Annotated in this window: 20 protein-coding genes and 1 pseudogene; 10 read left to right on the top strand and 11 right to left on the bottom strand. The window is 58.4% G+C overall.

Features of this window, described 5'->3' with window-relative positions:
• Window positions 1-95: 95 nt before the first annotated feature.
• The 3 genes from ASD99_RS11155 to ASD99_RS11145 all read right to left on the bottom strand — a co-directional run bounded on the left by ASD99_RS11155 (window position 96) and on the right by ASD99_RS11145 (window position 2,809).
• Window positions 96-1,883 carry a thiamine pyrophosphate-requiring protein gene (locus ASD99_RS11155; RefSeq protein WP_057143668.1) on the bottom strand — a complete coding sequence of 596 codons (1,788 nt, stop codon included), beginning with the start codon at window positions 1,881-1,883 and terminating at the stop codon, window positions 96-98.
• A gap of 127 nt (window positions 1,884-2,010) precedes the next feature.
• The gene (locus ASD99_RS34640; RefSeq protein WP_413813931.1) at window positions 2,011-2,118 is read right to left on the bottom strand and encodes a DUF2934 domain-containing protein; all 108 of its coding nucleotides are present in this window, start codon (window positions 2,116-2,118) and stop codon (window positions 2,011-2,013) included.
• Between the two features lie 454 nt (window positions 2,119-2,572).
• Window positions 2,573-2,809 carry a DUF6894 family protein gene (locus ASD99_RS11145; protein ID WP_057143665.1) on the bottom strand — a complete coding sequence of 79 codons (237 nt, stop codon included), beginning with the start codon at window positions 2,807-2,809 and terminating at the stop codon, window positions 2,573-2,575.
• Window positions 2,810-2,995: 186 nt separating this feature from the next.
• Here ASD99_RS11145 and ASD99_RS11140 point away from each other — a divergent pair, with 186 nt between their 5' ends.
• Both ASD99_RS11140 and ASD99_RS32070 read left to right on the top strand, forming a co-directional pair.
• On the top strand, window positions 2,996-3,715 hold the full coding sequence (locus ASD99_RS11140) for a Crp/Fnr family transcriptional regulator (protein ID WP_057143663.1): 720 nt from the start codon (window positions 2,996-2,998) through the stop codon (window positions 3,713-3,715).
• A 53-nt stretch (window positions 3,716-3,768) separates the two neighbouring features.
• Window positions 3,769-3,930: pseudogene (locus ASD99_RS32070) on the top strand (ferritin-like domain-containing protein); the annotation flags it as partial.
• A 91-nt stretch (window positions 3,931-4,021) separates the two neighbouring features.
• Here ASD99_RS32070 and ASD99_RS11135 read toward each other — a convergent pair.
• From ASD99_RS11135 to ASD99_RS11125, 3 genes are read right to left on the bottom strand one after another with little or no spacing between them, the layout of a single operon-like run.
• Window positions 4,022-5,662: a hypothetical protein gene (locus ASD99_RS11135; RefSeq protein ID WP_057143661.1), complete on the bottom strand. Its 1,641-nt coding sequence runs from the start codon at window positions 5,660-5,662 to the stop codon at window positions 4,022-4,024.
• A gap of 2 nt (window positions 5,663-5,664) precedes the next feature.
• Window positions 5,665-6,795 carry a UDP-galactopyranose mutase gene (glf, locus tag ASD99_RS11130; RefSeq protein WP_057143659.1) on the bottom strand — a complete coding sequence of 377 codons (1,131 nt, stop codon included), beginning with the start codon at window positions 6,793-6,795 and terminating at the stop codon, window positions 5,665-5,667.
• Window positions 6,788-7,954 (bottom strand): glycosyltransferase family 1 protein, encoded by a 1,167-nt coding sequence (locus tag ASD99_RS11125; protein ID WP_057143723.1) that lies wholly within the window; start codon window positions 7,952-7,954, stop codon window positions 6,788-6,790. The genes glf and ASD99_RS11125 overlap by 8 nt, the downstream gene beginning before the upstream one ends.
• A 171-nt stretch (window positions 7,955-8,125) precedes the next feature.
• Here ASD99_RS11125 and ASD99_RS11120 point away from each other — a divergent pair, with 171 nt between their 5' ends.
• Together ASD99_RS11120 and ASD99_RS11115 are read left to right on the top strand one after the other, a co-directional pair.
• Entirely contained in the window at window positions 8,126-8,950 is an 825-nt protein-coding gene (locus ASD99_RS11120) for an amidohydrolase family protein (protein ID WP_057143657.1), read from the top strand.
• Window positions 8,950-10,146, top strand: a complete 1,197-nt coding sequence (locus ASD99_RS11115) for a glycosyltransferase family 4 protein (RefSeq protein ID WP_057143655.1) — start codon at window positions 8,950-8,952, stop codon at window positions 10,144-10,146. The genes ASD99_RS11120 and ASD99_RS11115 overlap by 1 nt, the downstream gene beginning before the upstream one ends.
• 27 nt (window positions 10,147-10,173) lie before the next feature.
• Here ASD99_RS11115 and ASD99_RS11110 read toward each other — a convergent pair whose 3' ends face one another.
• Window positions 10,174-10,842, bottom strand: a complete 669-nt coding sequence (locus ASD99_RS11110) for a methyltransferase domain-containing protein (RefSeq protein WP_057143653.1) — start codon at window positions 10,840-10,842, stop codon at window positions 10,174-10,176.
• Window positions 10,843-10,966: 124 nt separating this feature from the next.
• Window positions 10,967-11,170: a hypothetical protein gene (locus ASD99_RS11105; protein WP_244497695.1), complete on the bottom strand. Its 204-nt coding sequence runs from the start codon at window positions 11,168-11,170 to the stop codon at window positions 10,967-10,969.
• Window positions 11,171-11,369: 199 nt separating this feature from the next.
• Here ASD99_RS11105 and ASD99_RS11100 point away from each other — a divergent pair, with 199 nt between their 5' ends.
• A complete protein-coding gene (locus tag ASD99_RS11100; RefSeq protein WP_057143651.1) occupies window positions 11,370-11,657 on the top strand; it encodes a hypothetical protein in 288 nt (95 codons plus the stop codon).
• 375 nt (window positions 11,658-12,032) lie between these two features.
• Here the strand turns inward: ASD99_RS11100 and ASD99_RS11095 are convergent, their stop codons facing one another.
• Both ASD99_RS11095 and ASD99_RS33255 read right to left on the bottom strand, forming a co-directional pair.
• A complete protein-coding gene (locus tag ASD99_RS11095; RefSeq protein WP_057143646.1) occupies window positions 12,033-12,374 on the bottom strand; it encodes a hypothetical protein in 342 nt (113 codons plus the stop codon).
• Between the two features lie 344 nt (window positions 12,375-12,718).
• Window positions 12,719-12,952, bottom strand: coding sequence for a hypothetical protein (locus ASD99_RS33255; protein ID WP_156388971.1), 234 nt, complete (start codon window positions 12,950-12,952; stop codon window positions 12,719-12,721).
• A gap of 422 nt (window positions 12,953-13,374) precedes the next feature.
• Here ASD99_RS33255 and ASD99_RS11085 point away from each other — a divergent pair, with 422 nt between their 5' ends.
• The 4 genes from ASD99_RS11085 (at window position 13,375) to ASD99_RS11070 (ending at window position 14,982) form a co-directional block, all read left to right on the top strand.
• Entirely contained in the window at window positions 13,375-14,100 is a 726-nt protein-coding gene (locus tag ASD99_RS11085; protein ID WP_057143642.1) for a Crp/Fnr family transcriptional regulator, read from the top strand.
• Between the two features lie 19 nt (window positions 14,101-14,119).
• Window positions 14,120-14,359 (top strand): DUF6894 family protein, encoded by a 240-nt coding sequence (locus tag ASD99_RS11080; RefSeq protein ID WP_057143640.1) that lies wholly within the window; start codon window positions 14,120-14,122, stop codon window positions 14,357-14,359.
• Between the two features lie 88 nt (window positions 14,360-14,447).
• On the top strand, window positions 14,448-14,651 hold the full coding sequence (locus tag ASD99_RS11075) for a hypothetical protein (RefSeq protein WP_244497694.1): 204 nt from the start codon (window positions 14,448-14,450) through the stop codon (window positions 14,649-14,651).
• 52 nt (window positions 14,652-14,703) lie between these two features.
• Entirely contained in the window at window positions 14,704-14,982 is a 279-nt protein-coding gene (locus tag ASD99_RS11070) for a hypothetical protein (RefSeq protein ID WP_200950987.1), read from the top strand.
• Window positions 14,983-15,001: 19 nt separating this feature from the next.
• Here ASD99_RS11070 and ASD99_RS11065 read toward each other — a convergent pair whose 3' ends face one another.
• Complete coding sequence (locus ASD99_RS11065) at window positions 15,002-15,211, bottom strand: hypothetical protein (RefSeq protein ID WP_164482283.1); 210 nt, start codon at window positions 15,209-15,211, stop codon at window positions 15,002-15,004.
• A 168-nt stretch (window positions 15,212-15,379) separates the two neighbouring features.
• On the opposite strand from ASD99_RS11065, the gene ASD99_RS35435 reads away from it, so the two are divergent.
• Window positions 15,380-15,628, top strand: a complete 249-nt coding sequence (locus ASD99_RS35435) for a DUF6894 family protein (RefSeq protein WP_057143639.1) — start codon at window positions 15,380-15,382, stop codon at window positions 15,626-15,628.
• Window positions 15,629-15,670 lie beyond the last annotated feature (42 nt).

Raw genomic sequence — 15,670 nt, 5'->3', positions numbered from 1 at the left:
AAAGCCGCCCTGTCCGAGGGTTCGACAGCGCCCTCTGTTTTTAGACCAGATGGTGAAAGAGCAGTTGCTGCACGAACGCGGGCACCAATCGCACTCTAGCCTTTGCTCGCCGGCAAGATCGAAGTGAGCACCTGATTGACCGTCCCCCGGATGACGCCGGCTTCATCCGGGTCGCCTTTCACCAGCGTCGCCGTCAGGTTTTTGACTTGCGCAAATGTAAGATGCGGTGGCAGCGGCGGCACTTCGGGATCGGTCTTGACCTCCAGCACAACCGGGCTCTCCGACGCGAGTGCCTCGTCCCACGCAGCCGCAAGGTTTTCAGGGCGATCAACGAACAGCCCCTTGAGACCGATCAAATCGGCGAACCGATGATAAGGTACGTCGGGGATGTTCTGTGAGGCATCAAATTTCGGATCGCCTTCCATCACCCGCTGTTCCCACGTCACCTGATTGAGGTCCTGGTTGTTGTAGACGCAGATGACGAACCTGCCGTCCTCCCAGCCCTTCCAGTATTTCGCTACGGTGATCAACTCCGCCATGTTGTTCATCTGCATCGCGCCATCGCCAACCAGTCCGACCACCGGCCGATCTGGATGGGCGAATTTCGCGGCGATCGCGTAGGGAACGGCTGCTCCCATCGAGGCAAGCCCGCCAGAAAGAGAGCCCATCATTCCAGGTCTCATCTTGATATCGCGCGCATACCAGTTGGCGCAGGACCCTGAGTCGCTGGTCAGGATGACGTCGTCTGGCAGCCTTGACGACAGTTCCCATGCGACCAGTTGAGGGTTGACGGGATCGGCCTTCGCGTGTGCCCGCTTGTCGAGGAGCTTCCACCACTCGATAACACCCTTCTCGACCTGTTTGCGCCATTTGCCCTTCTTCTGCTTCAAGAACGGCAGCAAGGCCTTGAGCGTCTCGGCGGCGTCGCCGACAAGGTTGATCTCCATGGGATAGCGTAGCGACATCATGCCGGGTTCGATATCGATCTGAACGCCTCGAGCCTGGCCTTCTTTCGGAAGGAATTCCGAATACGGAAATCCCGACCCGATCATCAGCAACGTGTCACACTCGCGCATGAGATCCCAGGACGGCTCGGTGCCGAGCAGTCCTATGGAGCCCGTGACCCAGGGAAGGGTATCCGCTAGCACAGCTTTGCCGAGAAGTGCCTTGGCGGCCCCGGCATCCAGGCGGTCGGCAACGGCAATGACTTGCGCCGTCGCGCCAAGAGCGCCAGCGCCAACGAGAATCGCGACACGTTTGCCGTTGTTAAGAACACTCGCCGCGGCCTCCAGATCGTTACGGTGGGGAACGATCAATGGCGGCCTGTAGCCGATGCCGGAATGCACCGTGCCGTGCGCGCGCGCAGGCTCTTCGTACGCCATCTCCTGCAGGTCGTTGGGCAGGATCAGCGCTGTCACCGTGCGATTTGCCAGCGCGATCCGAATGGCGCGATCGATGAGATGGCGCTCCTGCCCGGGGACGGCAGCCTGGTGAACGAAATCGCCGGCGATGTCCTTGAACAGGGACGCGAGGTCGACCTCTTGTTGGTAATGCCCGCCGATGGCAGCGCGCGCCTGCTGGCCGACAATGGCAAGGACTGGTTGGTGATCAAGCCGCGCGTCATAGAGCCCGGTCACAAGATGCGTGGCGCCTGGACCTGAGGTCGCAATGCACACCCCCAGTTCGCCGGAAAACTTGGCGTAAGCAGACGCCATGAAAGCAGCCATTTCCTCATGCCGGGCCTGGATGAATTCGATTGCGCCTTCCGCCCGATTGAGCGCGCCGAACACGCCGTTGATGCCGTCACCCGGGTAGCCGAATAGCTTCCGTACGCCCCAGGCGTGAAGGCGTGAGACAAGAAAATCGCCAACGGTTCGAGACATGAGGAAGAACTTTCAAACTGCTGTTGTGAACGCAAAGGCCAATCACTGGCAGAAAGCAGGTCTGCGAGTTGGAGCGATTCTCGCGCACTAGGAATCTCGCTCAACGTTCGGCTCGTCAGGCACAGCGCTATGCGTCTTCGCCGTCAATCTCTCTCGCAGCTTGGTGCCAATGCTGTTCATGGGAGCCGTGGCGCCGGCCTTCGCGTTCCCAGATTTCGTAAGCCCGGGTTCGAATGCGATCGGTTCGCCTGTCCGCTGGCGGGTCTCGGCCGAAAGCATCGCCCAGATCGCCGTCGAAGTCCTTAAGGACCTCGCCAGCTGCGTCCGGATTGCTTCTCGGGTCATCACTCGCTGGGAGATAGCCCCGGGGCCTTGTTTCCGGGGGGCCCTCCCAACGCGGCGACTGATCAGTCGTGCCCGGTAGGCCGTCTTTCGGTTTTTTGCTCATGACGATGCCTCTTTTTCTAGGTCAGTGACCGAACTGCGACAGCGCGATGAAGTTCCATTTCGTCCATTTTTTCCGCAAAAAATGGCCGAAGGAAATGCTCAGAACAACTCAGGGGCGACTGGCATGCTGGGGCGGGAGCGCTTTACCTTCTGAACCGCTAGGGATCGTGCAAGGCTCTGGCACCAACGGATCGCCGCCATCTTCGTCGCGGGTGCTAAATCCCGGCGCAGCGTACACAATCCTACGCGCTCCAGCCGGATGTCAGGATGAGCGACGCTTCGAACATCTGTGCCCCGCCATCACCCCTGACCTTCACTGTAAGCTTGACCAGGTCGCGGTCAGGCATCTCATCGCGCGCAATGTCGTGCAGGATTCGCAGGGCCTCCGCTCGGGCGCGGTCGCGCGACTCGAGAAATTGACCGTCATCGTCGAGAACCTGGCCGTCACTGTTGTAAACATCGAAAAAATATCGGTTCATTGAGAGCCACCCAAGAGATCGGATTGTAAATCTCCTCGTTGAATCGTGGTTCCTTCACTGCTGGCATTTCGGAAAAAAATACATCAGATTGTTCCGGCGAATTCATTTGGAGTTGCCGGACTTGCAGTTCTTCCGGCGTGATCGACGAGAGCGGCGGCTCTCCTCCTATAAGCCTCGAGACATGTGATGCTTGAATCTCTCTTTTTGCAGCTTGAACAGCACGATGTCGTCTCAGATGCCGAACGGGATTTGCTGAAGCAGGCGATATCAACCGGACGTGATTTCGCCATCGGCAAGGATCTGGTATCTGCCGGATCCCGTCCGACCTACAGTACCCTGTTGGTCGAGGGACTGGCAGCGCGCTACAAAGTGCTGGAGGATGGCGGCCGGCAATTCACGTCGCTTCAGGTGCCGGGCGATTTCGTCGACCTTCACGCTTTCCTGCTCAAAACCATGGATCATGGCATTATCGCCTTGTCGTCTTGCCGTGTGCTTTTCGCCGATCATAACCGGCTGCGAAAGATTACGGAGACGGCGCCACATCTCACGCGTCTTCTCTGGTTGGACACGCTGGTCGACGGAGCGATCCATAGGGAATGGATCGTTGCTATGGGACGCCGGTCGAAGATCTCCCATCTGGCCCATCTCATTTGCGAACTTTACGTCCGGTTGAAGGTGGTGAATCGCACAACTGGCCTGAGTTTTCGCCTGCCCATAACGCAAACGGAACTCGCCGACGTGCTGGGACTGTCGGTCGTTCATATGAATCGCATCGTGGGCGAACTTCGCAAGCTCGGCGCCATCACCTGGGCGGATCAGTCGTTGACGATTGTCGACTGGGAGCGCCTGCAGGAGACCGCGGAATTTGATCCGACCTACCTAAGTATGGTGCGAGATCCGCGCTAACCGGCGCCATCAACTCGGCGACGGAACCGTCGCACTTATTGCACGTTGCAGCCCACTACGAGATGACCCGCTACGGAACGCTGATCGCCTGGGCCAAGGAATTGGGACATGAAGACTCTGCCCGCATCTTGGCGGAGACGTTTGAGGAAGAGCGGGCGACGGACCAGAAACTGACCGAAATGGCCGAAAGCGGCGTGAACCGGCAAGCAGCCTGAAAACCAGGCGCGGCGGCGGACCGCTGTTCCCTGCCGCCGCGCATTTTCTAGGCAGGTCAATGGCTCCAGCCTGCAAGATTACCAGGGTGGATCAGCCCTGATGTGCCGTGGCAGAGGTATGTGATGCTGGGCATTCGGCGACCCGGTACTGGTTGTCGCGATGTGCGGCAACCAACTCATAGGTCCCGGTAAGTCCGTCGATCACAAGGTCGAGGAAGGCGTTGCAGGCGGCAACCCAGTCCACACCATCACGCACCGTGAGCGAGAAAGTCTTGCCCGGGCAATAGCTGGCGAACAAGACAACTGGGGAGCCGCCTCCGGTGTCCCCTACGCTCAGCTCAACCCATGCATTCGGCGATCCTGGCTGCTGGGGTGCAGCCCTGGCTGGCAGTCGCCGGCGGCTGCAACATTCTCCCAGGGTCGATAGCCGCCGGTCGAAACCTCGGAGCCGGATCGCGGGCGATTTGCCCAACCTCTTTCGCGGCGCACGCCACCAGCCCGTCTGGACAAGTACGGGATGGCCGAACGACTGCTTATTCACCAAGGCCGAAATGGCATCAGCCATAATTGTTCTGCGCGGAAGGTCTGCCCTCACATCGAACACCCCGCATTCGTAGTAGCCATCGTTGCGCATCATCATGGAATTCCAGTCCACGGCGCCGAACAGTGACCAAGACGTGACGGCACGTACGTCAATGCCCTCAACCGCGCATTCGACTGCAGCGTCCCATCCCTCCATGAACCAGCGCAGCTGTTCCTCACGGGTGCAGGCGTTGTGTACTTCTCCGATTGCGACCGGCAGGGCGTAGCGGCCCCACACCTCGCGCAGGCGAGAGGCAAATCCGAGTTCGCACTCTGGCACGCCGGCGCGGATAGCGGCAATGTCGACATACGGCTCGATGCCGTTGCCACCGATAGGTTCTCGAGGGTGCCGTTCGGCGCGATGATCGAGGAACCTGTCGCTGGTGAGGTAATAATCAACGCCGATCAGGTCCGGAGGGCAGGGCGCGGCCTCCAACTCAGCCAGATGGTCGGGATCGATACCAGCGTCGAGGAGGCGCTCATGAAACGGGTGGCGCGAACCGACATGCCCACAAAGCAGATCCAGCGATAACCACCGCCGGCCATTCTCGTACTCAGCCTGGTATGCCAGCTTTGGCGTCGCAAAAATCTTTCCGAAATCTTCTGTCTGCAGAAGGCGAGCATCGGGGATGACCTTTCGGATAGCCAGTATTGTCATGGCTATCGCACGGCACTGGGCAACAAGAAGCCGCAGGCAACTTCGCTCGTCCGCGAGGTGGGGATGCCAAAACCCATAAAGGCCGCTTAGACGGGCGGTTGCCATCGGTTCGTTGATCGGCGTGAAAGTCTTTACCCAAGGGTACCGAAGAGCAAGCCGCCCTCCAAACGCCGCGAGGCGTTCTGCAAAATCTGGCGCGAGAATGGACGTCCAGGATGGCCCGCTCCCGTGGTGGACAAGGGCTGCGATTGGACTGATGCCGAGACGGCGCATCCTTTGAAATCGCTCGTCGTGCCAGCTCCAGTCATCGCGCCCGTCCACTACCTCGACGTGTTCCCACAACGCAGGATATCGAAGCGTTTTGATGCCAAGGGAAGCGACGAGGTCTAAATCCTCGATGCGGTTTGAATGACCGGTTTCGGCGAGCTGATCGCGGATCACGCCACCGACGCGAACCACACTGCATTCAATACCGCCCCAAACTTCCACCATGACTATCCCGCCGCGCCCTTGGCAAGGGATAGTTCCGGCGCGCCCGTCTTCTGAATGCGATTGAACGCCGCCAGCGCCTGACCAATCACCTGGTCCATATTGTAGTAGCGGTAGGTTGCCAGCCGACCGACGAAAATCGCATCGGTTTGCTGGGCAGCGAGTGCCTCATATCGCTTGTAAAGCCCTTCATTCTCGGCGCGGGGCACCGGATAATAAGGATCGCCGTCATCGGTCGGATATTCGTAGGTCAGGCTGGTTTGCGGATGGTGCTGTCCCGTCATATGCTTGTATTCCGTGACCCTGGTGAAGGCCTCGGTCTGCGGGTAGTTGACGACGGCGACCGGCTGAAACTGTGGCGTGTCGAGTGTGACGTGCTCAAAACGCAACGATCGGTACGGCAATTTCCCCAGCCTGAAGTCGAAAAATTCATCGATTGGACCGGTATAGATGAGGCGGCGATAGGGGATGACCTCTCGAACCTCGCGATAGTCCGTTTGCAGCATCACCTTGATATTGCGATGGGCCAGCATCCGTTGAAACATGCGTGTGTACCCGCCCGCCGGCATGCTCTGGAACGTGTCGGCGAAATACCTGTCATCACGATTGGTTCGTGTCGGCACGCGCGCGGTCACTGACTTGCTCAGTTGCGAGGGGTCGACGCCCCACTGTTTTCGCGTGTAGCCTTGGAAGAACTTCTCGTAGAGCTCCCGCCCCACCGTTCCCACGACCACGTCCTCGGCGCTGCGGATCTCTTCCACGCTCTCCCTGCGTTCGGCCAAAAACCGCTCCATCTGGTCGGAGGTCAGGTCGAGGCCATAGAGGCGATTGATTGTGTCCAGGTTGATCGGGATTGGCAAAAGCTGACCGTCTACCTTGGCCAGTACACGGTGCTCATAGGGACGCCACGCCGTGAACTGGGACAGGTAGGCGACAATGGCCTCAGCATTGGTGTGGAAGATGTGCGGCCCATACCGATGCACAAGAATACCGGCTTCATCGTACCAATCGAAAGCGTTGCCGCCGATGTGACTGCGACGGTCGACGATCAGCACTGTCTCTCCGCGCTGACTGGCCAGGCGCTCTGCCAAAACGCTTCCGGCAAAGCCTGCGCCGACGACAAGCCAATCAAACATGGTCGACCAAGCTCCTGAATGCCTGATGACGCAAAACCTTCGCGGGCTTGAGCAAATCGTGCATTGCGCTCCAGGTCGTGTCCCAAGACATTCCTGAGAGGAAGGCGTCGACCTTGGCCATTTCACAGCCCTTGCGCAGAGCGGCATCGAGGGCGGCTGGCATCGAGCCTGGATCAGCAATGTCGACCAATCCGCGACGGCCGAAGGTTTGCACCACATCAACGATTGCAGTCGACACCACAGGCAGTCCGCCAGCCAGGAATTCAGGGGTCTTCGTCGGACTGATATAACGCGTCGCATCGTTCAAGGCGAAAGGCATCCACCCTACGTCCCAACCGGCCATGTATCCGGGCAACTCGGCATACCGCTTGGCGCCCAACCAATGAATGTTTGAGCCGGCGGGCAGGGTGGCCGGGTCGATCTTGACCACTGGACCGATCGTGACGAACTGGACGGTAGGCATCGCTGCAGCGGTTCGAGCCATGAGGTCAATATCGAACCGCTCGTCGATGACTCCGAAGAAGCCGACGCGGGGATGCGCAATGCTCTGCTGATCTGCAGGGTCTGCCTGAGGCCGGCGCGCCTGATGGAAGTGTGCCGTGTCAATGCTGCTTGGAAACGCGTGGACGGAGGGATGCCGGCGGCGCTTGGACTCATAAAGGCTCATTCCACCGGTGAACACGACGTCGGCCTTGCCAAAGAGCTGCTCTTCCAGTCGCTCGAGTTCAGGAGGCGCGTTTTTGAAGGCAGAAAGTTCGTCCATGCAGTCATAGACGCAGACATCCTCCTGCAGCGCATCGGTGAACTTCAGGGCCATGGGGGTGTAGTACCAAGTCACCAACTGGTCGTGCTCGACGCCTGCGACGAGATTCTCAAGCAGAATGGCGATAGCTCTGTCGACCTCAATTCCGGAGTGACACTGCGGCAGTATTGGCGTCACAACTTCCAGGCCTGGCGCCACCGCCTTGCGGCGCAGAATAGGCATCTGAACAGGCTCGAACAGGGGTTCCTCGAAGAACACAACGGCGTAGTCGGCCGCGGCGCGCGTCATCAAATGCTGCGGGCGTTGAAAAACAAAGTCCCACCGCAGGTGGGAAAAACATATCAGGAGTGGGTTGTCAAAAGGCACGAGCAAGGGGTTGGATACAGTCTGATCCATTGCAACAATCCGCATTAGGGTTGGCTTATGGTGGATCAAGCTCCGTTCGCAGATCGGGTTCCACGGCAACGCGGAATTTTGTCTTTCTTAGCCGAACATCAAAGGCGCCACGATTTCTCGTTATGGCTGGAACGGGCCTCGCCTCCGTAAGTTGTCGGCGGGGAGGCGCCAATGATCGTCGATGCACATCTTCATACGTCGGGCCGCGAGACAACGGCGGATGTACTGCAGTCACTTGACGATGCGGGCGTGGATATCGCGTTCCTGCTGGCGCCGTTCCTGACACCACCCTATTCGCTTGATGACCGGGAGTCGCTGCGCGCCGGCAACCGGTACCTTTCCGAGCTTGTCAAAGGCCACTCGGATCGGCTCATCGGGTTCGCGGTTGTCAATCCGCTCCATCCGCAATCGGCCGACGATCTTGAGGAGGCAGCTGCGCTTCCCGGCATTCGCGCGCTGAAAATGGTTCCGACCGGCTGGTATCCGTATGATGAGTGCGCTCATCGAGTGTACGCGGTCGCCGCAAGGCTCGACTTCCCCATATTGTTTCATAGCGGAATTTTCATTGACGGCCGATCTGGCCGGTTCTGCCGGCCATCTTTCTACGAGGCGGTTCGCGATCACCCCGGCCTTCGCGTGACGTTGGCTCACCTTGGCTGGCCATGGTGTGACGAAGCCAACGCAGTTGGCGTTATCGATCGGATCAATGGCGTCGAGCCAGCCGAGAGCCAGTTTCGCTTCGACCTGTCCTTTGGACCGCCTCCGATCTACCGCGGCGAGGTCTTTCGCAAGGCGATCGACGTGATCGGCCCACGCTCACTGCAATTCGGCAGCGACCGTTTCTTGCCGTGCAGCGGGGCCCACATCCACGCGGCGATAGACGAGGTCACGGCAATTCTAGATCAACTCGACCTCGCAGCCGATGACCGAATTGCGATCATGTCGGGGACGGCAATGGATTGGCTGAGGCTGCACCCGTCCCAAGGAGGAAACTGATGGCCCGGACCCCGCGTGTGCTGCCAGGCGGCCAGACTGATGAGCGCACGCATGTCCTTGAGGTCTTGGGCAACGCCATTGTGGGCGGCATGGAAAATTACGTGCGCAATCTGGCTGCGAACCTGCCCTCGAACGAGTTCAAAGTCTCGCTCCTGTGCCCGTATGAAAGCCCATACACCGCATTGCTGCGGTCTGAGGGCAGGGACGTCTACATTGCGCCTCTGCGTGACGATCCACCTTGGAAGACAATCGAACTCATCTGCACGCTCGTTCGCGAAACCGGTATCGACCTGCTACACGCTCACCTGATGAACGCGCATACCGTGGCTGCTATGGCCGGTCGACTGAGCGCGACGCCGACAGTTGCCACGCTGCATGGGATGAGCTTGCATCCGCAGGAAATCAGTGTGGCTCGCACAACAGGGAGCCATACCATTGTGGTGTGCCGCGAAGCCTGGTCGCAAGCACTTGCGGTGGGATTGTCGCCCGAGAATGTAAGTCTCGTTCCTAACGGGGTCGATCTCGCAATGTATCATCCAATGTCGGCTGACCCCTTGGAATTCCGGCAAACGATCAACGTCGCCCCTGACGATATGTTGGTCGGGTTCGTTGGCAGGCTGGCCTGGGAAAAGGGCCCCGACAAATTCCTCAAAGCAGCCGAATTCATACTGCAAAGGCGGCCCGAGGTGCACTTCGCAGTGGTTGGCACGGGGTCGATGGAAAAGGATCTGACCGCCACAATTCGTCGTGCGGGACTCGAGTCGCGCATCCATATGGTCGGGCTCGCGCGCGAACCCCATCGGATCTATCCGGCCCTAGATTTGCTGTTGCATACGTCGCGCGCTGACGCGATGCCGCTTACCATTCTGGAGGCCATGGCGTCTGGCGTGCCGGTCGTGGCTATCGGCGTCGGCGGCGTCCCGGAAATCGTCTCTGCGGGGGAGACCGGGATTCTTATAGGAACCACCGAATGGCCCGGCATCGTCTCGGAATATCCTGGCGACTGGGAAGGTGTTGCCCTGGCGGCAATCTCGCTGCTATCCAATCCCGCCAGGCTAAAGTCGATGGCTGGCGCGAGCGTGAGGCGGGCGCAATCCAGCTTCGATATCCGTCAGTCGGCCACTATGACGAGCCACATTTTCCGTCAGTTGCTGGGACCTCGTACCGACAAGGCGCGCCTCCACTCCGTTCCCTGACCTCAGGGTAGCACGAGCACAGCAGGATCAGAATTTCGTGGCCTTGATTCCGGTAATGACAGGGTAGAGCGGATCAACAACGTCAAGGCTTGCGCGGTCCATCTCCTCGAAAGAGAGGCCTTGAAGAAAGGCTGTGGCGGCAAGCACGTTGCCGAATTGCTGTACCTCCACTCCGGCCGCCCCGAACCTTTCCACGAACAGGCGTCGTGCGGCACTCTGTGTCATGGCCCAGAACCATTTTTCTGGCCCGTCCTGCGCGTCGATGGGAGTGATGCCTGGTACCGTCGCCAACACGACGCCACCTGGTGCCAAGGCGCGATGGATCGTAGCAATTGCACCACGCACGTCGTAGATCATGTGCAGCGTCTGGGTCACGATGATGCAGTCAAGGCGCCCGGCATCCACTTCATTCTCGTTCTGGAGATCGATGCAAATCGTGGCCTGAGGATTGGCACTTTCGGGTGAGTCGATAATGTCGGAAGTGACGACTCGTGCCAAACCAAAACGGAGCGTGTAGACATTGTCGCCGATCTCCGCGACGCGTCCTCGAATGTCCCCCGCATGACGCTGCAGGAAACTCTCGATGTAGTAACGGTCAAGTGGCGTGCCGCGATCGCCGCCAAATTTACGGCTTAGGGGCTCGATATCGCCGAGGTCTCCAAAAACCACCGTACCGGGCGCCGGGATAGTTCGCATGTGTGATTAAACCGCGGGGGCGTAGCGCAGCAAGGATCGTACCGGGTCGCACCGTTCAGGCCCACCCGATCTGGGGGCAGATCGCTGGCACAACGGTGAGGCATCTCCGCAGAGTCCTTCTGGATCAGCCATCGGCTTTCTTCCTCGCTGCCGTCGCATTTTGACCGCTGGGAGCTGTTGTCTTTGCGTCCTTTGAGTGAGCTGCCAAAGCGGGACCGGCGCCGGTCGCCTTACGCATGTCGCCGCTGCGCTTTTCTGGCTGTTCTTTTTTGCCCAAGAGGCCGGAAAAATACTTCCCGAAAAACCCCATCATTTCCTCCTCGTTCAAGCATTTCAGATATGCCTAATAGGAATTTTCCGGGAGATGATTTGTTCCCTCCCGGAGCACTTCGAGGCCTGATGTCGTTCATATCGAGTGGGGCCGCGCGATGCGTCGCTTTATGGCGGACTTCAATTTGCGACCGAGGCTGTGGAACGTCTGTAGCCGATCGACGTTGCCGATGATCTCCACTTGAGGACACTCTGGTATGGTGATGTTCGCCGAACAGATCGCTGAAGACGGACTGCTTTCAACTGAAGAAAAGATCGCGCAGTTGTGTGAATTGGACGCTCGTCTCGACGCGTCAAGGTCGGTCTGTAACGTCGCCACTTGTTGGCAGCTTGTTGGCTTAGATGCACTGCGGAAAGCGTTCACCGCATGGGTGGGTCCGATGTCCAATAAAGCGAAATTGCCTGGGCAAACCGGTATCCGCGGTTCAGCAGACGGCGAGCGATTGTCATTGGTCAACTACCGTTACATAAAGCCGGCCGGCTAAAGTCTTGACGTTTGCCGCAATGCGCGCGAGTTTGTGATCGCCGATCCATTTTGGCGACCGAGGAACGGGCAATGCAGGGCCGAAGGTCACACGAGCGGACGGGGCAATACGGCGCAGATGGATTCGCATCGAAGCACGGCTTGTCCGAGAAGTCGGCTGCGATCATTCTCAATCTTTATGGACCCATCCAAGCCGGCATTCGATGCCGCTGCAGCGGCTTTCAAAGATGCGGTCGCACAGCGGCAAGCAGGCCGGTTGATAACCGTACTAAACATCGACTAGGACGCGCGGATCCCTACGGATCAGAGCCCGCACCGATTCAATGCGGACGAGAACCTAACGACGATATGCGGCGTCGGTGGACCCGTTTAATCCTCAATGTGCCGCGGGTTGTGACGGCTGCACCCCTTGCTGGTCCCCGCCTGTGCTGGACTGCGGGGTTGGATTCTTGTCCACCTTGGGATTCTGGTCGATCGGCTGGCTGTTGACACTATCAGACTGAGATTGAACTGGATCAGTCGATGCCGGGTTTGGGCTGGTGCTCGCAGGTGCTTGGCTGTCTTGCTGGTCTGTCGACGGTCCTTTGATGACCACGCCATAGATTTCGGCGACACCCCAGGCGGCAATGGCTAGCAGCAGCGCGGCTACGAGCACAACAAGGACGGGCCTGCCAAGAGGGCCTTGTCGGGCTTGGTTCTCGGGAACGTTGTTCGTCATAGGACACCTCGTGAAAGAAGTCTGGCACTTTGCTGCGACAGGCTGGCCGACCGAGACGAGGAACAACTTGGCCAGCGGCAGGAACCATGAAACGTACTACGTGAGTTCAACCTTGACTGGTCTCAAAGGTTCCGGCCGTTGGGAGAGAGTTCCATGACAAACGACAATGAAGCATCGATTTCTGCGACTGCCACAGTCGCTCGGATCTCGGCCAGGTCGGCAAGTCTCCGATCGGCCGGGAGTGCCGAAGCCTGTGTGACGCGCATGCGCATCAGGAAGACTGTAGACAGCCGCCACTTGCAAAGATGTGAGGACAGAAGCGCTCATAAACGAGCAAATTATGCCTATACTTTGGCAAGAGCCAAGTCTTGGCCTGCGCTGAGCCGCAACTCTCTCAGCCGGGCGGTCTTGGCATCTCTGGCCTGACGTTCGGCGTCGATCAGCTTGCGCGCTTCACGATCGGCTCGTTCAAATTTTTCCTTGTCGATTCGACGTTTTGCCAAGGCAGCCTCCTGTTTTGCCGGCTTGTTGGAAACTTCGTCGTCTAGATCAATGCGGGCATTTTCCCATCGGCTCATCGAGCCTATATCCGCGTAAAATCAGCGAGTGCTAACCGCCGCCGTTGGCCCTCCGCGTAAGCCAAGGCAAACGATTCGATCTCCAAAGAACGGGTGTGCTCGTGGTCTTCCTCGATCACACGGACGTGCCATTCTCCGTAACCTTCGACCAATTCAACGCAGCGAACTTTCATTTCGGATTTTTCCTGCCTTGTCTCACTTCTAGATGACAATGGAATCCTATCTTCGTGGGACTCGGCTGCATTAAGAAATGTTGGTACGGAGTCGTACCCAAGTCGTCTCGGTCTTCGGAAAACGCTCTTAGCCATTGCGCTGGCTAGGACGTGGCGGGATAATTGAGTCATCGCTTGCCGACTGTTCGGGCGCAAGCGGCTGAGAGATAGCGGTGCTCGTGCTCTTGCCCCAGACCGGAGGCCAAGAGCATGGGCCAGGCTCAGCAATCGACCGTTCGCAACCGTCTGTTGGCTTCGCTTTCGGCGGATGACTATGCGCTTTTGCGACCGCACCTCGAGACGGTCACATTAGAGGTGCGCGACCATTTGTTCCGAGCTGATCAGAAGATCGCACATGTGACTTTTCCGGAATATGGAATCGCCTCCATCGTGGCGGATACCGGGGAGGGGAGGTTCGAGGTTGGCATGGTCGGGTCGGAAGGTTTCGCAGGAACATCTGTCGTGCTCGGCATCGACCGAACACCGCACACCTGCCTAGTCCAGGCGACTGGAGAAGCCATTAGGATTGGATCAGGCGAACTGCAGTCGGCGATGGACCGCAGCCCAACATTGCGTGCGCACCTTCTGCGCTTCATACACACCTTCATCGTTCAAGTCAGTCAGACCGCTTACGCGAATGCCGGTTATTCGCTTGAGGAGCGGCTGGCGCGCTGGCTGCTGATGACCCACGATCGGCTAGAGCATGACGACATGCCAGTCACCCATGAATTCATGAGTATCATGCTCGGTACACGTCGACCCGGCGTCACGCTCGCGGTGCAAATGCTGGAAGGCACCGGCGCCATTCGAGCCGGCCGCGGTCACATCACGATGCGCGACCGAGAGAAGCTGGAGCATCTCGCCGGGCAGTCCTACGGTTTTGCCGAGAAGGAATATTCCAACGTGTTCGCCCTCCCTATCAAGCGAGGCCGGTGAGTTGGATTTGCGGTACTTCATGAACATACGCTACCGCGGTCGTATCATGCCCGATCATGAAGGCGACGAATTGCCCGCGGAGGAGGCTGTGCACGACCATGCGCTCGCCGTCGCGCGAGATCTTGTGTTCGGCACCCGCATGGACGCAATCCGCAGCTGGTTCGACTGCAGTTTTGAGATCACTGACCAGAGCGGCAGAGTCGTTCTCGTACTGCCGTTTGCCGCAGTGCTTGGCGAGCCTGATTTCGGATCAGCATGACTGGCCTTATCAGGACTGTTCGGAGTCATACCGAGCCTTGAAGACCGCGATGAACCATGCCTACCTTCGTCTCTTAGGGAGGCTAAAGATGACCCACACTTTCGATGCGCTCACGGTTGAGAAGGCAGTTGAAGCTTGTGTTCTCTCCAGGAGCAAGGGCCGGTTCATGTCGATGGCCCAGGCGATCCGCGCCATCAGAACGCTAATGCCGGACTGGCAGCCGATCATGAGTTGGAGCGATTGCTGGCGAAAACATGCGATGTGCACGGCGTGCCAATCGCGTGTGATGTAGCAAGGGCCTCGGGTTCAAAAACCCTGCGCGCGTAAAGCAGGAGGGCGCATTCGTGTCTGACCAAAAGCCAAATACGTTGCAGATCCGCCAGGCGATTGTCAGCTGTCTAATTGGCAATGTGGATCATCCCTGTATTTCTATAGCCAATGTTCTCGACAGTCTAAGGACGACGTTGCTGCTTGACCAACATACCGATCGGGAGCTTGAGGATCTCATCGCGCTGATTGCTGTCGATGCTGGATTTGCGATCGAATTCGATGGCTCGGCTCGCGCGTTAAAAGCCCAGCATCTGGATGTTCCGGAAACTGGCTCCCGCTCGGCATCGAGCTGACCTGTCACCGTCGGCGTCGTCACCCGAACTCCCGCAGGTCTCTCGCTTCTCTTTCGAGGATTTCCGCCACCTCCTCATGATCGAGATGGGTAAGCATTACCGCGATGCAACATTCCAAATATGTGAGCGACGAGCGGCGGAGAAAGTCGGCGGTGGCGCGTTCTGCCAACTGGTCGATCCGCTCAACCTCACTGTGACGAACCTCTTTCATCGCCTTACCTCTCAGCATTTTTCGATCCGGCCAATCGCAGGAACAGCATGACAACTTCCGACATGCCAAGAAGTGGCATTGTCGTTCCAATTGTTCTTCCACAGCGATGCAATATGGGATCGCTCGCGCGTCCGGTCGGTTTAAATCGAATATTGAACCTTTTCCAATCCCGCAAATTAGACGGCTATGGCGAGATATTTCTTTGACGTACCGGATGCCGACATCGCTGATCCAAACGATCTTGTCGACGTCCACGACGCGCGTGAGGCAGGACTACGAGCCCTCGCAGCGATCATGAGGGAATCACATCCGGACGGCACCAAACGCGCCTTCGAATTCAACGTTTGTGATGAAGCAGGACGGCACCATCTGCACCTCACCATCACACTTGAATGGAGGGATGCACCGGGCCATCCTTCCATGGCAAGCCATTAACCGGGCGACCGCAAGGAGGTTATTTTGTCAGGCTTGTCGCGG

The sequence above is a fragment of the Mesorhizobium sp. Root695 genome (genome assembly GCF_001428185.1).
GTDB lineage: Bacteria > Pseudomonadota > Alphaproteobacteria > Rhizobiales > Rhizobiaceae > Mesorhizobium.
The sequence above is the reverse complement of the archived record's forward strand: the minus strand, read 5'-3'. Positions and strand labels throughout refer to the sequence as shown.